General features: G+C 34.3%; 21 protein-coding genes and 1 other RNA gene. 5 read left to right on the top strand and 17 right to left on the bottom strand.

Going from position 1 to position 24,937, the window contains the following annotated elements:
• Nucleotides 1-2: 2 nt before the first annotated feature.
• Nucleotides 3-1,694, bottom strand: a complete 1,692-nt coding sequence (locus PXD56_RS14805) for a M23 family metallopeptidase (protein WP_276494118.1) — start codon at nucleotides 1,692-1,694, stop codon at nucleotides 3-5.
• A gap of 193 nt (nucleotides 1,695-1,887) precedes the next feature.
• Here PXD56_RS14805 and PXD56_RS14800 point away from each other — a divergent pair, with 193 nt between their 5' ends.
• The 4 genes from PXD56_RS14800 (at nucleotide 1,888) to rny (ending at nucleotide 4,272) form a co-directional block, all read left to right on the top strand.
• On the top strand, nucleotides 1,888-2,178 hold the full coding sequence (locus tag PXD56_RS14800) for a hypothetical protein (protein ID WP_276494117.1): 291 nt from the start codon (nucleotides 1,888-1,890) through the stop codon (nucleotides 2,176-2,178).
• A gap of 13 nt (nucleotides 2,179-2,191) precedes the next feature.
• Nucleotides 2,192-2,488, top strand: coding sequence for a cell division protein ZapA (locus PXD56_RS14795; RefSeq protein WP_276494116.1), 297 nt, complete (start codon nucleotides 2,192-2,194; stop codon nucleotides 2,486-2,488).
• 55 nt (nucleotides 2,489-2,543) lie between these two features.
• Nucleotides 2,544-2,654, top strand: a non-coding RNA gene (gene ssrS, locus PXD56_RS14790) — 6S RNA.
• A 49-nt stretch (nucleotides 2,655-2,703) separates the two neighbouring features.
• Nucleotides 2,704-4,272 carry a ribonuclease Y gene (rny, locus tag PXD56_RS14785; RefSeq protein WP_276494115.1) on the top strand — a complete coding sequence of 523 codons (1,569 nt, stop codon included), beginning with the start codon at nucleotides 2,704-2,706 and terminating at the stop codon, nucleotides 4,270-4,272.
• A 47-nt stretch (nucleotides 4,273-4,319) separates the two neighbouring features.
• On the opposite strand, the gene PXD56_RS14780 is transcribed toward rny, so the two are convergent.
• The 16 genes from PXD56_RS14780 to PXD56_RS14705 form a co-directional block, all read right to left on the bottom strand.
• The gene (locus PXD56_RS14780; RefSeq protein ID WP_276494114.1) at nucleotides 4,320-4,640 is read right to left on the bottom strand and encodes a hypothetical protein; all 321 of its coding nucleotides are present in this window, start codon (nucleotides 4,638-4,640) and stop codon (nucleotides 4,320-4,322) included.
• Nucleotides 4,641-4,653: 13 nt separating this feature from the next.
• A complete protein-coding gene (locus PXD56_RS14775; protein WP_276494113.1) occupies nucleotides 4,654-5,865 on the bottom strand; it encodes a sensor histidine kinase in 1,212 nt (403 codons plus the stop codon).
• 104 nt (nucleotides 5,866-5,969) lie between these two features.
• Nucleotides 5,970-7,988 (bottom strand): DUF349 domain-containing protein, encoded by a 2,019-nt coding sequence (locus tag PXD56_RS14770; RefSeq protein WP_276494112.1) that lies wholly within the window; start codon nucleotides 7,986-7,988, stop codon nucleotides 5,970-5,972.
• 147 nt (nucleotides 7,989-8,135) lie between these two features.
• A complete protein-coding gene (locus PXD56_RS14765; RefSeq protein WP_276494111.1) occupies nucleotides 8,136-8,888 on the bottom strand; it encodes a shikimate dehydrogenase family protein in 753 nt (250 codons plus the stop codon).
• A complete protein-coding gene (locus PXD56_RS14760) occupies nucleotides 8,860-9,879 on the bottom strand; it encodes a DUF368 domain-containing protein (protein ID WP_276494110.1) in 1,020 nt (339 codons plus the stop codon). The genes PXD56_RS14765 and PXD56_RS14760 overlap by 29 nt, the downstream gene beginning before the upstream one ends.
• Nucleotides 9,880-9,892: 13 nt before the next feature.
• Nucleotides 9,893-10,807 carry a DUF368 domain-containing protein gene (locus PXD56_RS14755; RefSeq protein ID WP_276494109.1) on the bottom strand — a complete coding sequence of 305 codons (915 nt, stop codon included), beginning with the start codon at nucleotides 10,805-10,807 and terminating at the stop codon, nucleotides 9,893-9,895.
• Between the two features lie 17 nt (nucleotides 10,808-10,824).
• The gene (locus PXD56_RS14750) at nucleotides 10,825-12,228 is read right to left on the bottom strand and encodes a tetratricopeptide repeat protein (protein ID WP_276494108.1); all 1,404 of its coding nucleotides are present in this window, start codon (nucleotides 12,226-12,228) and stop codon (nucleotides 10,825-10,827) included.
• A 104-nt stretch (nucleotides 12,229-12,332) separates the two neighbouring features.
• The gene (locus PXD56_RS14745) at nucleotides 12,333-13,508 is read right to left on the bottom strand and encodes an aspartate aminotransferase family protein (protein ID WP_276494107.1); all 1,176 of its coding nucleotides are present in this window, start codon (nucleotides 13,506-13,508) and stop codon (nucleotides 12,333-12,335) included.
• A 9-nt stretch (nucleotides 13,509-13,517) separates the two neighbouring features.
• On the bottom strand, nucleotides 13,518-15,230 hold the full coding sequence (locus tag PXD56_RS14740; protein WP_420828451.1) for an OstA-like protein: 1,713 nt from the start codon (nucleotides 15,228-15,230) through the stop codon (nucleotides 13,518-13,520).
• Between the two features lie 234 nt (nucleotides 15,231-15,464).
• Nucleotides 15,465-16,901 carry a Gfo/Idh/MocA family protein gene (locus PXD56_RS14735; RefSeq protein ID WP_276494105.1) on the bottom strand — a complete coding sequence of 479 codons (1,437 nt, stop codon included), beginning with the start codon at nucleotides 16,899-16,901 and terminating at the stop codon, nucleotides 15,465-15,467.
• 11 nt (nucleotides 16,902-16,912) lie between these two features.
• Nucleotides 16,913-17,710: a 3-keto-disaccharide hydrolase gene (locus tag PXD56_RS14730; RefSeq protein ID WP_276494104.1), complete on the bottom strand. Its 798-nt coding sequence runs from the start codon at nucleotides 17,708-17,710 to the stop codon at nucleotides 16,913-16,915.
• 149 nt (nucleotides 17,711-17,859) lie between these two features.
• A complete protein-coding gene (locus PXD56_RS14725; protein WP_276494103.1) occupies nucleotides 17,860-19,131 on the bottom strand; it encodes an adenylosuccinate synthase in 1,272 nt (423 codons plus the stop codon).
• A 25-nt stretch (nucleotides 19,132-19,156) separates the two neighbouring features.
• Nucleotides 19,157-19,627: a Fur family transcriptional regulator gene (locus PXD56_RS14720; protein ID WP_276494102.1), complete on the bottom strand. Its 471-nt coding sequence runs from the start codon at nucleotides 19,625-19,627 to the stop codon at nucleotides 19,157-19,159.
• 50 nt (nucleotides 19,628-19,677) lie between these two features.
• Entirely contained in the window at nucleotides 19,678-21,882 is a 2,205-nt protein-coding gene (locus tag PXD56_RS14715) for a RelA/SpoT family protein (RefSeq protein ID WP_276494101.1), read from the bottom strand.
• 44 nt (nucleotides 21,883-21,926) lie between these two features.
• Nucleotides 21,927-23,159, bottom strand: a complete 1,233-nt coding sequence (locus tag PXD56_RS14710) for a M48 family metallopeptidase (RefSeq protein WP_276494100.1) — start codon at nucleotides 23,157-23,159, stop codon at nucleotides 21,927-21,929.
• Nucleotides 23,160-23,207: 48 nt separating this feature from the next.
• On the bottom strand, nucleotides 23,208-24,008 hold the full coding sequence (locus PXD56_RS14705; protein ID WP_276494099.1) for a TrmH family RNA methyltransferase: 801 nt from the start codon (nucleotides 24,006-24,008) through the stop codon (nucleotides 23,208-23,210).
• A gap of 88 nt (nucleotides 24,009-24,096) precedes the next feature.
• Between PXD56_RS14705 and PXD56_RS14700 the strand changes: the two genes are divergently transcribed.
• Nucleotides 24,097-24,891, top strand: coding sequence for a DUF6503 family protein (locus PXD56_RS14700; protein ID WP_276494098.1), 795 nt, complete (start codon nucleotides 24,097-24,099; stop codon nucleotides 24,889-24,891).
• The last annotated feature ends 46 nt before the right edge of the window (nucleotides 24,892-24,937 follow it).

Genomic DNA, 24,937 nt, shown 5'->3' with positions numbered 1-24,937 from the left:
TATTATTTTCTGTAAAAAGAGGTGCTAAGAGTATTTGTATTGCCTACATTATCTGTAACGGTAACTTCAAGAACACATTGCGTTTGATCTGCAATCTTATCGTCAAAATTATAAGTCAAGGTGTTACGTTTAGGCTCATATTCCATTAATATCCATTCTCCATTTAAAGTTGCAGAGTATTTGTCTACACCACTTAAATCATCGGCAATTTGTACACTCAGGTATTTGTAGTTGTTTAACCATTGCTTCTCTTTGAAGTTTTTGGTTCTTATGGTTGGGGCAACAGTATCTTTAGCTAAAGTATATGTTCCTAAATTACGTGTACGTGTGGTAAACTCATTACCACGTTTATATGTATTTGCATGGTTTGGTCTAAGTTTAGAATCTAATCTGGCAATGAATAATTGCTTTCGCTCTTCTTTTGAATACTTAGAAACATCAAAAGTAATTGTAAAGTTTCTATGTGCAGGTACGGTGTTGGTGTGTATGGTAACGGTATCTTTTCCTTTTTTTAAGTCTATGTAAAAATCTTCATAAAAAGTATTTGTAGGGAAATATACTTTGGCCCCGTCTAAATCAAAATTATTAGGCTTTTTGGCAATTACGTAGTTGTCGGTTTTTTTAATTACTTTTTTGTTACCTAATAAGTTCTTTACCCCTTCAATAGGTATGTTAAGTTCTAACTTATTACCAGCGTAATCTTTGATCAACAATTTTGCGTTGTAGCTTAAGCCCTCGTTTATTTTGACTTTACCATCATTATACAGGTCTTTGTAAATACTTAGCTTATTACCGGGCGATTTAAAGCTCTTTTGAATTTTTTGTCTATTTCTACCGTAATAGTCATAGTCTACCAGCGTGTTTATATATCTGGTTTCTCCAAATGAAAACTTCTCAAAATCATATGAAGAATACACCTTACCGTTTACGCTAAGTTCTACGCTATATACACCGTTTTTGTTGGCAGCCATATCTAACCTGTCAAAACCGATAAAACCAACCCCAATTTCACCTAAGGCCGTTACTTTATCCGCTAAAAATGTACCATCTTTCTGTTTGCTAACGTTTATCTGTGTTCTTTCGTAATTATTATTAACATGAGAATTATCTGTTAACGGATATATGAATAGTTTTTCTAGGATAGGATTTGTAGCATCGGCAACCTCTAAACCATACATTAATGGATTGGTAGGTTTTTCAGAAATACTACTTCGTATTTCAAAATGTAAATGAGGACCGGCAGAACCACCAGTATTACCACTATATGCAATTAGTTCACCTTTAGAAACTTTCAACTCGCCATAATCAGGAAAAACTTCTACTTCGAAAGATTTTTTATTGTACTGTAGTTTTTTAATATACGCTTCAATAGTAGGTGAGAATTTTTGTAAATGACCGTAAACAGATGTATATCCATTTGGGTGTGCTATATAAAGTACCTTACCATAGCCCCAAAGAGAAACCTTAATTCTGGTGATGGTACCATCACCAATGGCGTTTATCGGAATACCTTCTCTTTGTTGGGTTTTAATGTCAACACCAGAGTGAAAATGGTTGGAGCGTAGCTCACCAAAAGTACCCGCTAATATAATGGGGATATCCATTGGAGGGGCAAAAGCATCTTTTGGATAATTCTCTTGTGCAAAAAGACTAAAGCAAAATAATAATAACAGACCAAGGGATATTTTTTTCATAGGTAGATAGGAATACTGCGAAAATAATTAATCAATAACAATTCTATGAAGTTGGACGCGCTAAAATTATTATAAAGCGTTTTACATACTATATTGTTAATTCAAGAACGGTTGATTTACGAATATTTGAAAAAACTATTGCTAAGTCATATAATGTATGTTAACTTTGTGTAAATCGCATTGATGGTAATGTATGAGCGAGTTAATTAAAATCGTTGATTCTTTAGAAAATAAAATTAGCAAATTGTTGCATAAACTTGAGGTTTTGAACAATGCTAATCTTGAATTGGAAAAAGAGTTAAAGGATATAAAGTCTTCACAAGAAAGTGCCAGTAAAACGGTGTCTGAATGGGAAGAAAAATATAATTCGCTTAAACTAGCTAATTCAATGCTTGGCAGTAATACCAATAAAACAGAAGCTAAGCTTAAAATAAATACATTAATACGAGAGTTGGACCATTGTATAGCTCAATTGTCGGAGTAATGTTTATAATAATATGTCAGAAAAGCTCAAAATAAAACTTTCTATTGCTGATAGGGTCTACCCATTGACTATTGACCCTGCTCAGGAAGAAGGCTTGCGTAAGGCAGCCAAAAATATAGAACAGTTGGCTAAAAAATTTGAGAAGAACTACGCAGTTAGAGACAAACAAGATGTTTTGGCCATGTGCGCCTTGCAATTTGCGTCTAAGATTGAACAGAATGGCATTGAGCAAACAGAAGGAACCAAAGAAGCTGAAGAGCGTTTAAAAGCGCTTGAAGAATTGGTGACGTCTAAATTAGCTTTGAAATAAAACGTTCTTATAAATACATTAAGTTACTGCCCACATTGGTAATACCTTTTGACAAACTCAACATTTATTTTTTTTAAAAAGGGTGAGTTTAGATTGTAAAAGCAAGCCCTACTTGTATAGGGATCCTTGATCAGTCTGTTAGCCCTAAACCTGTTTACCGGAGTTTGATCAAAACTTCTCCAATGTGGGCTTTTTTTTTATTAATAAATTACACTATGGATAGTACAATGATAATTATTGCCGCAATAGTTGGGCTGGCAATCGGTTTTGCAATAGCAAAATTTTTGGAAAAAGGGAGAGCCTCTAAAACCATAATAAATGCAAAGAAAGACGCTGAGCGTATTTTAAAAGATGCAAATGCCGAGGGAGAAAGTGTCAAGAAAGAAAAGATTTTACAGGCGAAAGAGAAATTCCTAGAATTGAAAGCCGAGCATGAAAAGGTTATAAATAATAAGGATAAGAAGATAAGCGACGCAGAAAAGCGTACAAGAGATAAAGAATCTCAAGTGAGTAGTGAGCTTGCCAAAAACAAGAACATGAACTCTCAGTTAGATAGTAAACTGAAAGATGTAGAGCAGAAAAGACAACTTTTTGATAAGCGTCATGAGGAGTTGGATAAAATGCATAAAAGTCAAATTCAGCAATTAGAGGTTATTTCTGGTCTTTCTGCAGATGAGGCTAAAAATCAATTGGTAGAGAGCTTAAAAGAAACTGCCAAGACAGATGCAATGGCTTTTATACAATCTACGGTAGAAGAGTCTAAACTTACCGCGCAACAAGAAGCACGTAAAATTATCATTAATACAATTCAGAGAATTGGTACTGAAGAAGCGGTTGAAAACTGTGTATCTGTATTCAATATAGAATCTGATGATGTTAAAGGTAGAATTATTGGTAGAGAAGGTAGAAACATTAGAGCGTTAGAAGCTGCTACGGGTGTAGAAATTATTGTTGATGATACACCAGAGGCTATTATTCTTTCTTGTTTTGACTCTGTAAGAAGAGAAGTTGCTAGACTTTCGCTTCATAAATTAGTGACAGACGGTAGAATTCACCCGGCAAGAATTGAAGAAATTGTAAAGAAGACAGAGAAGCAAATAGAAACTGAAATTGTTGAAATAGGTAAGCGTACGGTTATAGATTTGGGTATTCACGGTTTACACCCAGAGTTGATACGTGCTGTAGGTAGAATGAAGTATAGATCTTCTTACGGTCAAAACTTATTACAGCACTCTAGAGAAGTTGCAAAACTTTGTGGTGTAATGGCATCTGAATTAGGATTAAATCCTAAAATTGCCAAACGTGCAGGACTTTTACATGATATAGGAAAAGTTCCTAACACCGAAAATGAAATAGAAACTCCGCACGCTATCTTGGGTATGCAGTGGGCAGAGAAATTTGGAGAAAAACCAGAGGTATGTAATGCTATTGGTGCTCACCATGATGAAATAGAAATGAAAACGCTTATTGCGCCTATAGTTCAGGTTTGTGATGCCATCAGTGGAGCAAGACCAGGTGCAAGAAGACAAGTATTAGACTCTTACATTCAACGTTTAAAAGATCTTGAAGAGATTGCTTTTGGATTTAGTGGTGTACAGAAGGCTTATGCTATTCAAGCAGGTAGAGAGCTTCGTGTGATTGTAGAAAGCGAAAAGGTTAATGATGACAGAGCAGCACAGTTATCATTTGAAATTTCTCAAAAAATACAAACTGATATGACTTATCCAGGTCAAGTGAAAGTTACTGTTATACGTGAAACAAGAGCGGTTAACGTAGCTAAGTAATCACAATTGCCGACAATAAAAAAAGCCTCTATTTATAGAGGCTTTTTTTATGACTGATCTAGAGTTTTGATCCAGTTTAATAATTGTTCTTCTTCAAGGGTTGATAGTTTATTCTTTCTGCCTTTTGGCATTTTTTTCTTTATGAATACTTGGTTGGCTATAGCTTTTGAGAATCCGTCCATGTTTTCAAGAGAGAAAACAGTTCTGTTCTTTTTTACAGAATGACAAAAGTTGCATTTGGTGTTTAATACCAAATAGGCTTCTTGCTTTATAGTTTTAGATTGATTGTCTGTTATTGCCAATGTTTTGATGAAAGGGTCAGAATTTATATTGACAATTGCCAAAAAATGCAAGATTATAAGTTTCATATTCTTATAATTTTTAAGAAAGGTTTTTAGCAAGTGTTAATTTGAAATGTACTCCTTCTTTGTCGTAATCACGCTTGCCTATAGTTATAGTGCCACCTAATTTTTCAGTAAGTTCTTTAATAGTCGTTAAACCAATACCGGTATCTGTGGCACCATCTGTACCTAGCTTTTCGAATAGTAAGAAAACCTTTTCCCAGTATTTCTCAGGAATTCCTGGTCCATTGTCTTCATAGGTGAACGAATAATCGTTTTCATCCTCTCTAAAAGAAATTTTAATTTCGATAGTAGGCTTATCTGTAAATTTAATACTGTTTGATATTAAGTCTCTAAAAATTTGGTCAAAGCTGTTTAAAGAATGATTTATTTTATGGTCACAGTTTTCTAATTGTAATGAGACGTTTTCGGTATTAGATTCTTTATTTAGTACATTTTGTATTTCTTCTGAAATTTTAAAATCTTCTAATCTTATCTCAGCATTGGTTATGGAATTGTAATTGATAATACCGTTAATCAATGACTCCATATATTCAACCCTGTTATCTATAATACCTAAATAATTTGGTATTTCAGTGTCTTCAAAAAGTTTAGTGTAATCTTCTTTTATAAATCCTACAATAGAGCTAATACCTAATAATGGCGTTTTCATATCATGTGCCATTCTATATGATATTTGTTTTAGCTGATTGTTCTTTATTCGCAATTCTTCGTTAATGACTTTTTGTTGGATATTTTGTCGCCTTAATTCTAACTGAGCCATTACTTGGTTGGCTAAGTCTTTTAAAGACGCTTGTTGATTCACGGTAAATTCTTGTCTTGGCTGGGTGTCAATGACACATAGTGTACCTATAGATTCACCTTCCTTAGTGTTCAAGGGGGCGCCGGCATAAAATTGTACAGATGGTCCGCTAGTTACTAAAGGGTTGTCAAAGAAACGTTCATCTTTTTTGGCATCATTGACCAGCAATATAGAATCAGGAGTATTTATAGCATGGGCGCAAAAGGCTAAATCTCTTGGGGTTTCTGTAGCGTCTATGCCATAATGAGATTTAAACCACTGTCGCTTTTCATCCACTAAAGAAACTAATGCCATGGGTGTATTGCAAATTTCCGCAGCAATACGGGTTATGGCATCATATTCTTTTTCTTCTACTGTGTCCAGTACATTAAAACTATTTAATGCCTCAATTCTTTGTTGCTCGTTAATCGGTATTTCAGGGCTAACCATATATTGGGTCTAACTTGTTACTCAAACTTAAAAATAAGTTTTTTCCTACATAGTTAACGCAAAGAAAATCAAATTGTTATATATACTTTTATTTTATGAATAAACTACTCTTCGGTTTCAGATTCTTCTGGATTTTCAGCTTCTTCCTCTTCTTTTTGTAAGTTGTTTTTTAAGATGTTCAACTTCTTCAGTTTTGCATTCCAAGCCGCTAAAGATTCTTTGTGTTGGTTAACCCTTTTTATAACATCTTGCACCAATGGATTGCTTTCTGAGGCATTAGAGAAAAACTGTAAGTTGTTTTCTAATTGTCTAATCTCATCTTTGCTTTCGTCAATCTTTTTTCTAATAAATGCACGCTCGTTCTGTATTGCACGCTCTTGATTATCATTGTTGCTTAGTTGCTGAATTTTGTTACCATATTTCAGTAATTCTGATTCTTGTTTGCTAACACCACATTTTTGATATAACGCATCAATAATTTTATCGAACTTTTGATTTATGTTTTTCTTTTTAAATGGAACCCTACCGTATGTTTTCCATTCTTCAGAAAACTTATTGATAGCCTCTAAGTCTTTTGTTTTATCTCCACTGAGTTCAAAAGCTTTTAGGCGTTCTATACATTCGTCCTTTAATTTGTAATTAGCTTCTTCTTCTTTAAATGCATCGCTTTTAAGCGCATTTAATCTGTCGAAATAATGATTACAGGCTGTTTTAAACTCTTTCCATAGTTTGTCTGAGTACTTTCTTGGAACATGCCCAATTTTCTTCCATTGCCCCTGTATGCGCTTCATTTCTGAAGTTGTAGCATCAAAATCATCACTATCTTTTAATGAAACCGCAATTTCTAGTAAGGCTCTTTTCTTATCTAAATTCTCTTGTTGCTCTTTTTTAAGATTCTTATAAAAAGCGTTTTTATTTTGGTTGAACGCACGAACTGCTGCCTTAAAGCTATTCCAAGTTTTAGAATTTACTTTTTGTGGTACTTGACCGGCTTTGAAAAATGATTCTCTTAGCTCCTCTAATTTTTTAATTTGTTGTTGAAGTGTACCATGATTGCTAGAAACATTTTCACTAAGTGTATTTATCTCAGCTATAATTGCATGTTTGCGCTCTAGGTTTTCTTCTTTTATCTTATCAAGATTTTTGAAGTAATCTTGTCTTCTTTCGTGAATAATTTTTGTTGCGGCACTAAAACGATTCCAGATTTCTTCTCTATGATCTTTACCTACGGGACCTAAATCTTCTTTCCAGATTTTATGCAATACCTGTAGTTCTCTAAATGCTCTATTTAAATCTGGTTCTTTAGAAAGCTCTTCGGCTCTAGCAACAATTTTACTTTTTTCTTCTAGATTGTGCTTGAAATCTAAATCTCTTAAGTCTCTATTTATATTTAGAAAATCGTAAAATATTTCAATGTGGTGGTGGTATGTTTTCCAAACATTGTTATAATCTGCACGAGGTATTGGTCCTGCATGGCGCCATTTAGCCTGTATATCCTTAAAATTGTTATACGTTGTATTAATATCTTCTTCTACATTGACCAAAGCTTTTAACTGTTCAATAAGATCTAATCTATACGCAAGATTTTCTTTATGACTCTTTTCTAAACTTTTATAATATTGATTGCGCTTGTCTCTGTATTCTGAATATACTTCGTTGAATTGTTGTTTGTCAATAGAATTGTATCTAAAATCAATTTCATTACCGCCATTAGAAATGAATTCTTCTTTCTTTTCCTCTAAAAATTGATCAAATTTTTGGTTGAATTCGTCTTTGATTGTATCAACATGCTTTCTTATAGCTTGTATCTTCTCATTCTTAACCAATCGTTGTAATTCACCTACTAAGTTTTCCATGCTCATGTCATGGTAATCTGGCATAGGTATTTCATGTCTTTTTTCGGTGTCGGTATCTTCTGCATCCTCTGCATTAGAATCGTCAATTTCATTCATTACATCAGTTTGTTCTGCATCTACGATTTTTTCGTTTGCAGTTTCTTTTTGTAATGCGGTAGATTCTTCTGAAGAATCTACTGTTTCTTCTACTACGTTTTCGGTAGTTTCAGTTACAGTTTTTTCTTCAATTGAATTCTCTGGTAATTGTTGTTCTTTATCCTCAGACATAATGCTAAATTATATGCTTACAAGATAGTAACAACCCTACGACTAGCAAAGAATTGATGGTTCTTTTTAGTTATATCACAAAAGAGTAATCTAGCGTAAACCTATAATTTACACTGTCTTTCTAAAAATAAGTTTATAATGAAAGAACTATCGGTTCCAGATTTCCCAAGATTTTTCAGCTTGATACTCTAACATTCTATGACCGTTACAAATTGCTGCGCCGTTGGCTTTTCCTGTAGCTAAAAATGCAGTTTCCTCAGGATTATAAATAAGATCAAAAAGTAGATGTTCCGTGCCTATTTTGGAATATGGTATAGCCGGCTTTTCTTTAATATTTGGGAACGTGCCTACTGGTGAACAGTTAATAATTAAAGTATAGTCGGTAATAATATCATCGGTTAGTTCAGTATAGGTATAACCCTTGTTTTTACCACTTCTGGAAACAAATGAAAAATCAATTCCTAATTCATTCAATACAAATGCGATTGCTTTTGATGCTCCTCCCGTTCCTAAGATTAATGCTTTTTTGTGATGTTCTTTTAAATAGGGCTCTATAGATTTTTCAAATCCGTAGGCATCGGTATTGTAACCTACTAAACCATTCGCCGTAAATTTTATGGTATTTACAGCTCCAATTTTTTTTGCGGCATTATCCATGTCATCTAAAAATGCCATTACATCTTCTTTGTAGGGAATGGTAATGTTTAGGCCTTGAACATTTTCGGCGTTTTCAAATATAGTAGGGAATTCTGAAATAGATTGTAAATCGAAGTTTTGATATTGGCAATGATCCAATCCCATCTCTTCGAATTTATTTTTAAAGTAACCTCTTGAAAATGAATAAGAAATATCTTTTCCTATTAAACCGTAGTTAGTTTTCTGTTTTTCTGTTTTTTCCATACCAATCTAAAAGTAGCAAAATACTAATACCAATTAAAATAAAGAAAATAGCTATCCAGTTTTCTACGGTGGTCAAATCTGGTATAAACCGCTCATAATTCATTATTATCGGTTTTCCGTTCGTATCTAAAATGCTTTCTCCGTCAATACCCGTTTTAAAAATTGTTCTTTTCCATGGCCAGACAACACCTAATGATCCAGTAATAAAACCTAATATTGTAGCCGTAGTTACATGTTTAAAATGTTTTAAGACGTAAGTCAATACATGGGAGAGGGTAACTAAACCTGTGGCGGATCCCAAGGTGAATACTGCTAAGATTTTTAAGGTATGTAATCTTTCTGTATTGGAGGTAAAACTAAAATCACCCACAATTAACTCTGAAAATGTATCATATAACGCATTAACAGAATCTACTAATAACAGTACGTAATTGCCTAATAATATTAATATGAAAGAGCCTGAAAGCCCAGGTAAAGTCATGCCAGATACACTGATCATACCACATAAGAAGATAAATAGTAAGTTGTCGTTTTCTTTGGCGGGACTAAGAAAACTAATGGCAACACCTACACTTAAACCTATCAATGCGGCGGTAAAGGTTTTCTTTTTCCAGTAATCGAAATCTTTGCCTATATAATATATGGATCCTAGAATCATACCAAAAAAAGCGGCCCAAACATAAAGTTCTCGTTTAACCAAAAAATAATCTAATACTTTAGATATGCTGAAGTAGCTTACCAGCATGCCAAAGATGAGCAGGGTTAAAAAAGAACCGTTTATATATCTGTAGAAGCTTTTAAGTCTACCATTGATAAGTAGCTTAAAAGCTTTTCCATTTACTTTTTGAAGGGAATAAATGAATTCTTCGTAAAAGCCACCAACAAAAGCGACTATACCACCAGATACACCTGGTACTTTATTGGCAGCACCCATACAAAGTCCCTTTACGACCAAGAAAAATTTATCTGTAAAGGATCGGGTTTCGTTCATTTAGGTTTTTGCGTTACTTCTTAGAAGCTGATTTTTCTAATATAAAAATAAGAGAAAAACCTATTACAGCGGCAACAATAGCAAAGGTTAATTGATTATCACCTTGAAAAGCGAACGGTGAAATATTTTCGTCAATAATTATTTCTTTTTTACCAATCTGAATAACCTCTATAATATTTTTCCATGGCCATATTTCGTTCAATGATCCTAAGATGAAGCCCGTTAAAAAAGCTAAGCTGCTATTTTTATAATTGGTGAACATCCATTTTAAAATTCTAGCAAAACTTAGTATACCAAAGGCAGCGCCAAAAGCAAAAGTGATAACAATGCCAAAATCTCTTTCATTTACAGCCTCTAAAACATTTTTATAAGATCCTAAAAGTACCAATATAAAAGAGCCCGATATACCTGGCAAAACCATTGCGCAAATGGCAATAGCTCCTGATAAAAAGATAAATGGCAGACTACCAGAACTAGTAGAAGGGGGTAGGGTGGTTATGTAGAAAGCTGTGACCGTTGCAATTAGAAATAAGGCAAAACCTAAAACATTCCATTTTTTAATAGATTTGGCAACGAAAATGACACTTGCCAACACCAAACCGAAAAAGAACGACCAAGTAATTATAGGATGTTCTTCTAATAACCAAGCAATAACTTTTGATAATGAGAAAATACTTATCATCATACCAATGACCAAGGCTAAAAGAAAGTTACCGTTCAATTTCTCCCAAAAGCTTTTAAAGCCTTCTTCCTTTAAAACTTTTAATGTTTTTAGATTGACGTTATTTATAGAAGTAATGAATTCTTCGTATATGCCTGTTACAAAGGCGATTGTTCCACCAGATACTCCCGGTACCAATTCAGCAATACCCATTGCCATACCTTTTAGAGATATGAAAGTATAATCTTTTAGTTTTCTATTGTCCATGAAATGTAGAACCTAATCTATGAGGTTTTATTGTATTTTCTTACAATTTCTTGTGTCCATTCAGAATTGCCGTATTCTGGAAAATTTTCAGTGAACAAATGTAGTTTTTTCTGTTTTTTATCAATCTTTAATGCGTCCATTAGCATAATTCGTGCATTAATAGGGTCCTCGGCAAGTAATAAGTAGCCTACAGATTTATATAAAAGTTTTAAATTTTCAGGATAAAACTCTCTTCCTTGTGCTAAAATCTCTACCGCAGCAGATTCTTCTCCATTAATATGAACTACTTCTGCCCAACTTAACCATGTATCTATTTCAAAATTACCAAGGTCTACCGCTTGTTTAAAGGCGAAATCTGCTTGATCGTAATTCTTTAAAGCCATGTGAATTTGAGCACATTTTTTCCAATATTGTGGATTCTCTCCGTCAATATTCAAAGCTTTATTAATATAGAAAACTGCCTTTTCAAAATCTCTACTGTTATAATATAGATTTGTAATGGCCAGCCAACCCTTGTCTAAAAGTGGATCTTCATGAACAGTTTGGTAGAAATAGTATTTGGCCATTTCAGTATCCTTTAATTTTTCATAACATTTTCCAATTCTTAAAAATGCATGAGATGTTGGATCTTCAATAGAAATAGTGGTTTCGTAGTTTTCAATAGCCTCTTTATGGCGACCTAATTTTTCAAGTACTTTTCCTTTTTCAAAGTAGGCTCCAATAAAAGTGTCATCTGAAATAACTGCAAAATCAAAAGCGGTCAAGGCTTCAGTAAACATTTCTTTAAAATAATACTGTTTACCTAATTGATGCCAAGCTACTTCGCAATACGGGTTCTTTTCTAAATAGCTGTTCAGATAAACTATAGCACCATCATAATCTTCAAGAAATTCAAAGCAATATACCACGTTATAAAGTGACGAATAATCTTGTTCATCAAACTCCACACACTTCATAAAACTCTCTTTGGCATTGTTGAAGTTGTCCATGAACAAATACTCCATACCCAATAGGCTGTAGATGTCAAAACTGTTATTAGTGAAGCTTAGTGCTTTTTGTAACAATTCTATTGCGCCAGCATGGTCATCTCTTTTGGAATAAATATTGGCACGTTGAATGTAGATTTCATCATTGTTATTATCCAGCTGCTGTAATTCATCTAACAGCGCTTCGGCTTTTTCCATCTGGTTTTCAAAAACCATGACTTCTACCTGTAGTAATTTTAGTTCTATGGAGGCGGGATGCTGCTGTAAACCAATTTTAATCCCTTTTTTAGCCAAAGAAATCTTCCCATGATTAAGGTAGTGGTGCACAATATCTTCAAAATCTTCTGCATCAAAGAAATAGACATCATCTGTCTTTAACATCGATTCAAATTTTGTAATCGGCTTGTCCGGTCTCTCGTTAGATTCTAACGCCATAGGAACTTTTTGGTTTTACAAGATATTTTAAAAGTAAGCGATTGTGCGGGGTTTCAGCCATGGAGCCAATCGATATTATTAACAAATTAGTTAACAACGTTGATTTACATAGAGTTAAGAAGTGCTAAAATTATAGCGCAACCTTCTTTAATTTCTTTTTCTGAAATTGTTAATGGCGGAGAAATTCTAACGGCTCTATTTTCAAATAATAACCAGAATAGAATAAGGTTCTTTTCTTTAGCTTTTAAGACTAATTCATTTGCTGTTTCGGGAGAATCCATAATCAAGGCAAGCATTAGCCCTTTACCTCTGATTTCTTTTATCTTCGGATGCTTTAATAGCGATTTAAAAAGTATTTCTTTCTTTATAGTATCTGCAATTAGAGTAGAATTCAACAGTACCTTCAATGTTGCCAAACTAGATGCTGCAATAACCGGATTACCACCAAAAGTTGTGATATGTCCCATTTTAGGATTCTCACTTAACGTATGCATAATTTCTTTATTGGCGGTGAAAGCACCAACGGGTAAACCAGATGCCATGCCTTTACCTATGACCAAAATATCTGGTATGCAGTCAAAATGTTCAAAAGCAAATAGTTTTCCTGTTCTACCAAAACCTGGCTGTATTTCGTCAAGTATTAACAACGCTCCCATTTCTGTACAACGTGCTTTTACTTTCTTTAAATAGTCATTTGTAGGAAGTATAAAACCTGCACCGCCTTGTATAGTTTCTAAAATTACACAAGCAGTTTTGGTTGTTATCTTTTCTAAATCTTCTTCGTTATTGAAACTGATATGATAAATATCTGGTAGTAAAGGTCTAAAAACACTTTTGCGTTCTTCAAAGTCCATTAAGCTTAAACTACCCATGGTATTACCATGATAAGCAGATTTAGCTGCAATGATTTCTGAACGACCGGTAAATCGGCGTGCTAATTTTAAAGCACCTTCAATAGCTTCTGTGCCAGAATTAACCAAATAGGTGACCTCTAATGGTTCAGGTAAATTATCAGCAAGCAATTTTGTGTAAATGGTTGCAGGTGATTGTGCATATTCGCCATACACCATTACATGCATATATTTCTCTACCTGCTCTTTTATGGCATCTACCACATCTGGGTGACAATGGCCAAGTGTGCATGCCGATACACCGGCAACAAAATCTAAATGTGCATTACCATTAGTATCATAGATATAACTACCGCTAGCATGAGAAACTTCCATACCTAAAGGGTAGGGAGAAGTTTGTGCTTGATATTTTAGAAAATCTTTGTTCATGTGAAATAACTATTTCACCTTTTTAGGCTTTACCGACTTTTTAGGGTCTGTTGCTTTATTTTGTGCAGGAGTATTATTGACAGGGTCAGATTCGTTTTGACTTCGTTGTTGTTCTTCGGCATCAATGTCAATAGGGTTATCAATTCCATTAATAACAACGAGTTTTAGATTATTGTCATCTTCATCAAAAATATCGTCTTTGGTCAATATGCGTTCATCACCACGCCACACAAAGCCTTTTAAAATTCTACTGTTTTTTGGTAAATCCTTTTCGGGGAAAATATCGCCATCAGGGTCTGTGTAAAAGGTAAGGTCTTCAATGTCATTTTCTACCATTGTAATTCTTATCTTACTACAAACAGTTTTATCTATACCTATAAGTTCGTCATCATCATTATACATATAATAAACGACCTCGGTATTCTGAACTAAGTCTATGAGCTTTAATTCGTTTTCAATAAACTTTCCGAATAAATTAATTCCTTTGGCTTGATTATATCCTGTCATACTAACACTGTCTAGGGATATTATAAAGGCATTGTTCAATACTTTTAGAGAATCAAGCTTTTCCGTTTCTAAGTTCGATTTTAGATGAATGCTATCACCTGTCATTTGATTGGCACCGTTCCAAATAATAGGGTTCTTAATTAATTGTGTAATACCCGTTTTTTGTTCTGAATGTATGCTGTCACATTTACCGCTTAAATCTGTTTTGTAGAATTTAGCATTTCTAAAAGCACGTAGCACTCTATCTTCTGGTTTACCGGTAACCATTAACGTATCTCCATGAACAAATAGAGAATCTCTTTCTTGAACAGAAATAGATACTGCTCTTCTCGTTGCAAATACAGAATCTTTAGCTTTAAATACTTCGGCATAATGAGCTCTAATTATGCCGTTATTAATAGTGTCTGTTACTGTAATGTTATTGGTAGCAGATGCAAATTCCTCTGCTTTGTTGAAGTACACACTATCACCTTCAATAATTCTGTTGTTGTAATCTATACGTGTGTTTTTAATTCCGTAGCCGGTTTCTACTTTGGTATCATAAAATCCTCTTTCACAATATATCTTATACGTTTCCCCGTTTATGGTCGACGGACCATACATATAGGCATTTTTAGAATTTGTGTAATAGTCTAATTGTTCTGAGTCTAAAGTATATTCAGGGTTTTTAACATGTACACTGTCCAAGAACTGATATTTTTTAAGTTCCATAAAATACTTGCCAATTTTACTTGTCAATGTATTTGCTGAATCTACTACAGTACCGTTATCTTGATAAAAAGCTTCTTGTTTTTCACGGTCTAATCGCAAAGTGTCCGTTCTTAAAGTCATGTCAGAATTTGTTAAGACAACATTTCCCCATGCTTTAGCCAATTTTACATCGCCTAAATAATTAATTTTTTTGCTTGTCATTTCAACAGAATCGCCCTGCTTTAAAATAACATTACCAATAGCTTCTAATCTATTTTCTAACTGGTAATAGATGGCAACATCGCACCATAAATCTGCACCTTGGTGCTCAAATTGAACTTGACGGGTGTCTTTGCTAAATATAGATGCGCCAGGGTATTCAGCTTCATTTTTGGTGAAATTGGCACCGTAGACGATATTAATTTGTTTGGGTTCTTCTTCGGTAGTATTCTGTTGGGCATAGCCAAAAAGAATGCATGTAAAGAATAAAAAAACAACGGAATAAATCTTTTTCAACCTAAAAATTTTTTCAAAAATAGGACATTTTAAAAGAGCCTTGTCATGGTTATGATATTTTTGGGATTTTAATGTGAAAAGTATCATCTTTTATTTGATTTGATGACGTGTAATTTTAATATGAAAACATATATTTTAGTCCATTTTCAAATATATCTAAATTTACATATGTATGGTAAATTCAGAATAGTAGAGATATAAAAAAACCACCCGAAAGTGGTTTTTATTATTTTACATCAAAATTTAGAAATCTCTATAATCGCCTTCTAGAAAAGCATTTGCTTCTTCTTCGGCGAATTTTGCATTCTCACTGTCCCAATGTAATACTTGGTTAGGGAATCTACCCGCAATAACGCCCAGCAAAATAGTTTCCGTTAGTCTAGATGCATATGAAAATGGAGCTGTAGTTTTATCCGTACCCAAGCAAGCATCTACAAACTGATGATAGTGTTTAGGTCCTTCCAAATCATAATCTCTAATTGGTTTACCCATATTGTTCGCTTTTTCTACTGCTTCAATTTCTGCGGTAATATCTACATATTCCCCATCAACAATCTTCTTTGGTAGTTGCATGAAATGTGGTAACAATAACCTTCCTTTTTCACCAATGAACATGGCACCTTGATCTGGTAATGTGCCTTCACTAGCTTCCTTGGTATCTAAAGACATTTTATCTTCCATTGATTCTTTTGAAGTATCTTCAGTAGAAGCTATATTCTTTGCACCTGGTAATATTAAATCTTCATGGTCTTCTGGGGCGCCAGGACCATCATACCAAACCCATTTTAAGGTTTCTGCGGTGTATTCCGTCTGTGGGAATTCATAGGTTACGATATTTTTCTGTGGAAAACCGAATCCGTTTGGCTCCCTACATTCATTCTTAATGGTCTTTGGAACCTTAAGAGCGAGTGCATTATATGGAGTGTCAAAAATATGTACGCCCATATCGCCTAAAGTACCACAACCATAATCTACTAATTTTCTCCAGTTGCCCGGGTGATAAAAACCTTCTTTATACGGTCTTTCTGCAGAGGTTCCTAGCCATAAATTCCAATCTAGTGATTCTGGGATGGGGTCTGACCCTGTTGGTTCGGTTCCATCATAACCCCAGTCTTTTGGAGACCATGCACGTACAGTATGTACTTTACCTATTATGCCGGATTGTATTAATAAAGTTGCTAACTTATAATCATAGAATGAATGTACTTGAATTCCCATTTGGGTCACCAAGCCTTTTTCTTCGGCAAGCTTGTTCATAGCTCTAGCTTCAGATACATAATGGGTTAGTGGTTTTTGGCAATATACAGGTTTATCCATTTCCATTGCCATCATTGAAGCTGGTGCGTGTGTATGGTCTGGAGTAGAAACCACAACGGCGTCAATTTCATCGCCCATCTCTTTCAACATTACTCTATAGTCGCTATATGTTTTTGCATTTGGATGTAGTTCTTTGGCAGCTGCTAAGTTGTTGGCGTCAACATCACATAATACGGTGACATCAACTTTACTATGAGATGATATTGCTTTTAAATCTTCGGCTCCCATATTGCCAACACCAATGTGTGCAGTTTTTAGCCTAGTTAATTTCTTCACCTCTTTTTTACAAGACCAAAGCCCAGTTGGTAATAATACAAATGTGGACAATGCCGCTGCGTTTTTTAAAAAGTCTCTTTTATTCATTGGTGTGGTGGTTAAAGTTTTTTGATTTTTATATTTCTGAACCAGATTGGACTAGAATGGTCTTGAAAACCGATATAACCAGTTTTAAACTTGCCATAATCCTCACTGTTTTTCCATTTGTCCGAATTCTTTTTCTCATACCAAGCTTCGTCCCAAGGTACAAATGAAACTACTTTTTTGCCGTTTAACCAGTGCTCTACCTGTTCTGGGGTAAATATGATTCTTGTAGTATTCCATTCCCCAACCGGATGCAATATTTTACCTTCAGGATTTGCGGCGTGCATGGCATAGTCAGAAGCTGTTTGTTGAAGAGGTTTTAATTCTTCCGGATTTTCGGTGTAACCTAAGCTTATATTGTAATCAGTAATATTATGGATGCTAGCATAGTTTTCATCATCAATCAATTGATATTCTGGAGCAACTTCTGGTGGACTATCATAGCCTTCTTTTAGGTGGTAGAAAATGCCGCTGTTTCCTCCCTTTGGTAATTTCCATTCTACATAGAGCTCAAAATTATCAAACTCTTCTGCGCCGTATATAATATCCGTACCGCCCGTATAATCTTGTTCCATACCTAATTCGGTATCAAACTGTAATTCTCCGTCTTTGGCAATCCAACCTGGTGGTAGTTCTTTGCCGTTGTAGGCGCGCCAACCTTTGGTTGTAGTGCCGTCAAAAAGAGTTATCCATTCGTTCTCTTTTTCTTGTTCTGTGCGGGTTTGTTCTTCTGCTTTATCTTTTTTTTCTGTTTTGCAAGCTGACGCTAAAACAAGAAAAAATAAGAATGAGGCGTATGAGGTTATTTTCATTTGTTGCCTTGTAGTTTAAGTTGTTGTTGAATTGTAAAAATGTGCATTTTACACAGACTTGAAAATACAAAAAAAAAGAATGGCGATAAAGGTATTTCCCTATATCGCCATTCCTGCAAGTTGAACAACCTCTCTTGGTCGTTAGATGTTTATCTTAAAATTGTCTGTGTTCTATCTGGACCTACAGAAACAATTTTAATTGGCACTTCTAATTCTTTTTCTAAAAAGTCTATGTACTCATTAAGTTCTTTAGGTAATTGATCTGCAGAAGTCATTTTGGTCAAATCTTCTTTCCAACATGGGAACTCAGTATAAATAGGAGTTACATTTTCTGGTTCTATGTTATATGGAAAATGAGTTATTGTTTTTCCTTTGTATTCATATGCGGTACAAACTTGTAGGCTATCAAAACCAGAAAGGACATCGCCTTTCATCATGTTTAACTGGGTAACACCATTAACTTGACAAGCATATTTTAATGCTACTAAATCTAACCAGCCACAACGACGTGGTCTACCAGTTACCGCACCAAACTCATGACCTACTTTTGCCATTTCTGCTCCAACTTCATCAAACAATTCTGTTGGAAATGGACCAGAACCTACACGTGTTGTATATGCTTTGAAAATTCCAAACACCTCTTTTACTTTATTAGGGGCAATACCTAAACCTGTACAAGCTCCTGCCGCAGTAGTGTTAGATGATGTAACAAATGGGTATGTTCCAAAATCTATATCTAATAAAGATCCTTGAGCACCTTCTGCCAATATAGTTTTACCTGCTTTTATAGCTTCATTCAAGTACTCTTCGCTATCAATAAAAGTTAATTCTTTCAAACGCTCTACGGCATCAAAAAATTCTACTTCCATTTCTTCTAAATCATACTGAATATCAACATTATAGAAGCTGATCATTGCTTCATGTTTATCTGCTAAATGACGGTATTTTTCTTTCCAAGAATCCAGTTCTAAATCTCCAATACGCATACCGTTTCTACCGGTCTTGTCCATATAAGTTGGACCAATACCCTTTAATGTAGAACCAATTTTTGCTTTACCCTTAGATGCTTCAGATGCTGCATCTAACAAACGGTGCGTTGGTAATATTAAATGTGCTTTTCTAGAGATAATAAGTTTAGCCTTGTAGTCTATATCAAACTGATCCAAACCTTCAAGTTCTTTTACAAAAACAACCGGATCTATAACAACACCGTTACCAATAACGTTCATTGCTTTTTTATGAAAAATTCCTGAAGGAATAGTTCTAAGAACGTGTTTAATACCGTCAAATTCTAAGGTGTGACCAGCATTTGGACCGCCTTGAAAACGTGCAATAATGTCGTAATCTCTAGTTAATACATCAACAATTTTTCCTTTTCCTTCGTCACCCCATTGTAGGCCTAACAATAAATCTACTGCCATCTAAATTTTATATACTTGGTTAGTTTTATTTAATTTCTTTTTTGCCTGCACTTTTAGCAGGAGTATTTTTGGTCCCGTAAAAATATAGGGAATGTGTATTTATGGTTATGTCAAAAACTTCTTCTATCGTTTTTTTGATAGACTGTATTCTTGGGTCACAAAACTCCATTACCTCACCCGTATCGGTAAGTATAACATGGTCATGCTGACGATCAAAATATGATTTTTCATATTGTGCCTGATTCTTTCCAAATTGATGCTTACGTACCAATTTACAATCTAAAAGAAGTTCAATGGTGTTATATAAAGTAGCTCTACTAACACGATAGTTTTTATTCTTCATTTTAATATATAGAGACTCTATATCAAAATGTTCGTCACTTTCGTAAATCTCTTGAAGAATAGCGTAACGTTCAGGGGTTTTTCTATGTCCTTTGTCCTCTAAAAAGGCGGTGAAGACGTTTTTTACAATTTCTTGATTTTTATCAGAAGACATATTTACTACATTAATACACAAAGGTACATTTAAATTTTAATTTCCTTTTTCTAAATACGAGTAACTTTATCAATACCGTTGATGTTCATAAGATTATCGGTCAGCTTTTTCAATACTGCCTTGTTTTTTACCACTACGGTAATCTTACCTTTGAACGTACCACCATCTGTGCTGAAATTTAAATTACGCATATTCACGTGCATAATATCAGAAATAACTTCTGTAATATCATTAACAAGTCCTAAGTTATCTATACCTGTCATGACTATGTCGGCTTGGTATTCTTGTTGAGATGAATCTATCCATTTGGCACTAATTATACGATAGGCATAGTTAGATTGTAACGAAATGGCATTTGGACAGTTCTTTTTGTGCACTTTAATTCCTTCAGATACACTTACAAAACCAAATACTTCATCACCGGGTATTGGGTTACAACATTGAGATAACTTGTATTCCAATTTTTCTTCTTCTTTGCCAAAAACAAGCATATCATACTTGGCCGTGATTTCATCTTTGTTGATGTCTTCTTGTGTAGGCGATTTTCGCATTCTATTCTTAAAGAAACTAATGAATGCATTGCTATAAGAAGAAGCAAAGTCTTTGATCATGGCATTGTCAATAGAACCTATACCAACTCTATAAAACAAATCTAGACTTGTCTTTAATTTAAAGAAGGAAACCATTTTATTGATGGAGTCTTCATTGAGCGAAATTTTTTGAGATTTTAATTTTCTGCGTAAAATTTCTTTTCCATCCTCAGCAACAGATTTTTTCTCTTCGCGTAAAACAGATTTAATTTTTGCCCTAGCTCTAGCAGTTGTGGCATAATCTAACCAGTTAGAATTTGGTTTTGCTTGATTAGATGTTATTATTTCTACTTGATCTCCGCTTGAAAGTGTGGTGTTCAAAGGAACTAATTTACCATTGACCTTTGCGCCTCTGGTACGCATACCTACTTCTGTATGTATATTGAAGGCAAAGTCTAATGGAGTAGCTCCTTTTGGTAGGGATTTTAGTTCTCCCTTAGGTGTGAATACGAATATCTCTTTAGAGTACAGGTTAAGTTTAAACTCCTCCACAAAATCAACTGCATTTGTATTTGCGTTCTCTAATGCTTCTTGCAGTTTGTTTAACCAAACCTCTATACCTTGTTCTTTTTGATCACCATGTTTGTATTTAAAATGCGCCGCATAGCCTTTTTCAGCTATTTCATGCATTCGTTCACTTCTGATCTGAACCTCTACCCATTTGCCTTTTGGTCCCATAACGGTAATGTGTAAAGCTTCATAACCTGTAGATTTAGGAGAGGATATCCAATCTCTTAATCTAACAGGGTTTGGGGTGAAGTGATCGGTAACTATTGAATAAATTTTCCAAGCAAGAAATTTTTCGTTCTGCGGGTCAGATTTATAAATAATTCTAATTGCAAACTTGTCATAGATTTCCTCAAAAGTTACATTCTGGGCGATCATCTTTTTGCGCATAGAGAAGATAGACTTCATCCTCCCTTTTATAATGTAATTGAGTCCTTCTTTTTTAAGTGAATTATCAATGGTGCCAGAGAATGCATCAATATAAGCCTGCTGATCTTCTTTGCTGTCTTCTATTTTGTCTTTAATAGAGTTGTAAACTTCTGGCTCTGTATATTTTAAACTTAAATCTTCTAATTCTGTTTTAATGTTGTAGAGACCAATTCTATGTGCAAGGGGAGCGTAGATATACAAAGTTTCAGATGCTATCTTTACTTGCTTATGCTCTGGCATAGAATCCATAGTGAGCATATTATGGTATCTATCTGCTATTTTTATAATGATTACACGAACATCATCATTTAAGGTCAAAAGCATTTTTCTGAAATTCTCGGCTTGCTGCGAGATGTTCATATCTTTCTTTAAATGTGATATTTTTGTGAGTCCGTCAACAATACGGGCAACGGTTTCACCGAACATGCGGTCAATATCATCTAAAGTATACTCGGTATCTTCAACGACATCATGTAATAGGGCAGAGGCTATGGAAACGGCATCAAGTCCAATTTCGGAAGCTACTATCTTAGCCACTGCTATAGGGTGAAAAATATAAGCTTCACCAGATTTTCTTCGTTGAGTTTTATGCGCGTCTACAGCGACCTCAAAAGCGCTTCGTATTAGTTTTTTATCATCATCTGTCAATGTTTGATAACTAATTCGAAGTAACTCTTTGTACTCTTGAGCTATAAGCTTATTTTCTTCTTCTATCGCTGCCTGTGTCATACTAGATTAAAAATAAGATAATCTTATATGATGCACAACAAAAATTATGCCTTTAAATTACGTATGCGATCGATTAACGGTGGGTGAGAATAGTGCATAAATACATATGCCGGGTGTGGAGTAAGGTTGCTAAGACTGTTTTTTGATAGCTTTTTCAATGAAGTGACCAATGGTAAAGCTGCATATGTAGTTTTAGCATAGTCATCTGCCTGATACTCAAATTTTCTTGAAAAATGATTCATTAACAATCCTGTAATTTCAGAAATAGGACTATATAAGATTCCAAAACCGATCAGTGCTGCATGAAAACTAGGTCTATCAACACCAATTGCCAAAGAAACTTCAGGATTGTTTATGAATAACGACAAGACCAATAGCATTAACCCGGTTAGTAGAATTGAGGTCGCTAAATTATATATGATATGCTTTCTTTTGTAATGCCCGATCTCATGTGCAAGTACGGCAACAATTTCTTCTTCTTCTAAATCATTTATTAAGGTGTCATATAAGGTTACTCGCTTTTCTTTTCCAAATCCTGAGAAATAGGCGTTTGCTTTTGTAGATCTCTTAGACCCGTTAATGACAAATATATTCTGAAGATCAAAGCCTACTTGTGCCGCGTAATTTTCAATTTTTTCTTTTAAGCTGCCTGGTTCTAAAGGTTCTTGCTTATTGAACAATGGCACAATTAGTTTACTGTAGAAGACATTCATGAATAAAGTGAAGACTGCAACCAATGCCCACGTGTATAACCAAAAATTAGTTCCTGCCCATTGAAAAAAACAAATCACCAAAGATAGAATTGCACCACCTACAATTATGGTCATTGCCCATTGCTTTAATTTATCTAAAAAGAAAGTTGATAAGGTCGTTTTGTTGAACCCAAATTTTGCTTCGATTACAAATGTCTGGTAGTATGAAAAAGGAATATTGATAATATCGCTTCCAATCATAATGATACCAAAGAAAATTAAAGCTTGTAGTATAATGTTGTCGCTCTGGTTTTGGGCAATACTATCTACGTAGGCAAATCCGCCAAATAATAAGAATGACAAAATAAGCAACAACGAAAATATGGATGTAAAAACGCTAAACTTATAATTAGTTAGTTTGTAGGCTTGAGATTTCTCATACTCATCAGAGTTATAAACGTCAATTAAATCTTCTGGGATGGGGTCTTTAAAACGCTTCGCGTTCAGGTAATTCATTACCGTAGCAAGTATAAACTCTGCAATTAGAATGAAAAGAATACAGTAAAAGATAAATGTATTATCCATATAGTGTAGTTGCAAACGAATACTTTATTGTAAAAAGTATGTGTATTGCTAGTTTATTTTTCGCTGACGTTTGGCTTCAAAGATAAGTATTGCCGCAGAGACCGAAACGTTCATGGAATCTATCTCACCTTCCATGGGTATAATAATGTTCTGTGTGCTGTTCGTTAGCCATTCGTCACTTAATCCAGAATGCTCTGTACCTACTACTATTGCTGTAGGTGCAGTGAAATCTACTGTGGTATAATCTTTAGACGCCGATAGCGCAGCGCAGTATATTTGAAATCCTTCTTTTTTTAAATAGGATATAATTTCTGAAGAGCTTCCCATTTTTACATTCCTAGAAAAAATACAGCCTACACTTGATCTTATAATATTGGGGTTGTATAAATCTGTTTTAGGGTTAGCAATTAATACGGCATCTAAATTCGCTGCATCCGCAGTTCTTAATAGTGCGCCAATATTACCTGGTTTTTCAGGAGCTTCTGCAATTAAAAGTAACGGGTTTTTGGTCTTAAATTTTAAAGAAGATAGTTCATGGTCTTTGCTATTTACTATAGCTATAATACCTTCCGTAGTATCTCTATATGCTAGTTTTTTATATACTTCTAAAGTAACTGATATATGTTGGTCTGCATTAAAAGTTTGTACTGTATCAAAATTTTCTAAAATATCTTCACAGTACAGTATAGTGTCAATAGTATAACCTGTATTACTTGCAATTTCCAATTCACGCAAACCTTCTAAAATAAAAAGACCTGTTTTTTTTCGCTCCCTAGATTTTTCTTTTAAAAGTAAAACCTTCTTTATCAGCGGGTTTTGGACACTACTAATATGTTTATTTGCTTGCATGAAATACAAAAATAGTTCAATTTAGTAAGTATACTGTAGTTTCTCGACTAACGGGTTTTAAAAAAATAATACATAATCAATAATTACTATGAATAAATTTTACCTTTTGGTTTTGGCCTTGGCAGTATTTGCGTGTAAAGAAGCTCCTAAAAAAGAAATGGTTACCGATGCCGTAGAAGCGGTAGAAAAGCAAGTGGATTTAGATAAATATCCAGCGGAATTGAATAAAGTTTTTGAAGCTCATGGCGGATTAAATGCTTGGAAGGGATATAAAACATTGCATTTTGAAATGCCAAAAGAGGATTTCAATGAAATACAAACTATTGATTTGCATAAAAGATTTGATAAAATTTCAACGCCAGCCTATGATTTAGGATATGCAGGTAGTGATGTTTGGTTAATGGATAAAACTGGTGATTATAAAGGGAAGCCTAAATTTTATCATAACCTAATGTTCTATTTTTATGCAATGCCATTTGTACTGTCAGATAACGGAATAAAGTATGAAGAAGCTGATGCTTTGGTATATGACGGAGTTTCGTATCCAGGTTATAAAATTTCATACAATACAGGTGTTGGAGCTTCTTCTACAGATGAATACTATATCTATTATGATGCAAAAACGTATGAAATGAGATGGTTGGGGTATACTATGACGTATTTTAGTGGAGAGCCATCAGATAAAATTAGCTATATCAATTATGCTGATTGGGTAAAGGTTGATGAGGTTTTATTACCTAATTCAATTACATGGCATAAAGTAGAAGAAGGTAAAATTAAAGAAGCGGCTAAAACGGTAAATTTTGAAAATGCAACATTATCAACAGAAGCGAAACCAATGGAGTTTTATTCTAAACCTGAGAATGCTGTAATAGTAGAGTAAGGTTTTTCTCAAAAACATATAATTCTTTTAAAAAAGGTGCCATTTT

The sequence above is a fragment of the Maribacter zhoushanensis genome, from assembly GCF_029350975.1.
GTDB classification, from domain to species: Bacteria; Bacteroidota; Bacteroidia; order Flavobacteriales; family Flavobacteriaceae; genus Maribacter; species Maribacter zhoushanensis.
The sequence above is the reverse complement of the archived record's forward strand: the minus strand, read 5'-3'. Positions and strand labels throughout refer to the sequence as shown.

Bases quoted from the DNA above. Each gene is read 5' to 3' on its own strand.
- PXD56_RS14805 (WP_276494118.1), bottom strand. From the start codon at position 1,694: ATGAAAAAAATATCCCTTGGTCTGTTATTATTATTTTGCTTTAGTCTT.
- PXD56_RS14800 (WP_276494117.1), top strand. From the start codon at position 1,888: ATGAGCGAGTTAATTAAAATCGTTGATTCTTTAGAAAATAAAATTAGC.
- PXD56_RS14795 (WP_276494116.1), top strand. From the start codon at position 2,192: ATGTCAGAAAAGCTCAAAATAAAACTTTCTATTGCTGATAGGGTCTAC.
- rny (WP_276494115.1), top strand. From the start codon at position 2,704: ATGGATAGTACAATGATAATTATTGCCGCAATAGTTGGGCTGGCAATC.
- PXD56_RS14780 (WP_276494114.1), bottom strand. From the start codon at position 4,640: ATGAAACTTATAATCTTGCATTTTTTGGCAATTGTCAATATAAATTCT.
- PXD56_RS14775 (WP_276494113.1), bottom strand. From the start codon at position 5,865: ATGGTTAGCCCTGAAATACCGATTAACGAGCAACAAAGAATTGAGGCA.
- PXD56_RS14770 (WP_276494112.1), bottom strand. From the start codon at position 7,988: ATGTCTGAGGATAAAGAACAACAATTACCAGAGAATTCAATTGAAGAA.
- PXD56_RS14765 (WP_276494111.1), bottom strand. From the start codon at position 8,888: ATGGAAAAAACAGAAAAACAGAAAACTAACTACGGTTTAATAGGAAAA.
- PXD56_RS14760 (WP_276494110.1), bottom strand. From the start codon at position 9,879: ATGAACGAAACCCGATCCTTTACAGATAAATTTTTCTTGGTCGTAAAG.
- PXD56_RS14755 (WP_276494109.1), bottom strand. From the start codon at position 10,807: ATGGACAATAGAAAACTAAAAGATTATACTTTCATATCTCTAAAAGGT.
- PXD56_RS14750 (WP_276494108.1), bottom strand. From the start codon at position 12,228: ATGGCGTTAGAATCTAACGAGAGACCGGACAAGCCGATTACAAAATTT.
- PXD56_RS14745 (WP_276494107.1), bottom strand. From the start codon at position 13,508: ATGAACAAAGATTTTCTAAAATATCAAGCACAAACTTCTCCCTACCCT.
- PXD56_RS14735 (WP_276494105.1), bottom strand. From the start codon at position 16,901: ATGAATAAAAGAGACTTTTTAAAAAACGCAGCGGCATTGTCCACATTT.
- PXD56_RS14730 (WP_276494104.1), bottom strand. From the start codon at position 17,710: ATGAAAATAACCTCATACGCCTCATTCTTATTTTTTCTTGTTTTAGCG.
- PXD56_RS14725 (WP_276494103.1), bottom strand. From the start codon at position 19,131: ATGGCAGTAGATTTATTGTTAGGCCTACAATGGGGTGACGAAGGAAAA.
- PXD56_RS14720 (WP_276494102.1), bottom strand. From the start codon at position 19,627: ATGTCTTCTGATAAAAATCAAGAAATTGTAAAAAACGTCTTCACCGCC.
- PXD56_RS14715 (WP_276494101.1), bottom strand. From the start codon at position 21,882: ATGACACAGGCAGCGATAGAAGAAGAAAATAAGCTTATAGCTCAAGAG.
- PXD56_RS14710 (WP_276494100.1), bottom strand. From the start codon at position 23,159: ATGGATAATACATTTATCTTTTACTGTATTCTTTTCATTCTAATTGCA.
- PXD56_RS14705 (WP_276494099.1), bottom strand. From the start codon at position 24,008: ATGCAAGCAAATAAACATATTAGTAGTGTCCAAAACCCGCTGATAAAG.
- PXD56_RS14700 (WP_276494098.1), top strand. From the start codon at position 24,097: ATGAATAAATTTTACCTTTTGGTTTTGGCCTTGGCAGTATTTGCGTGT.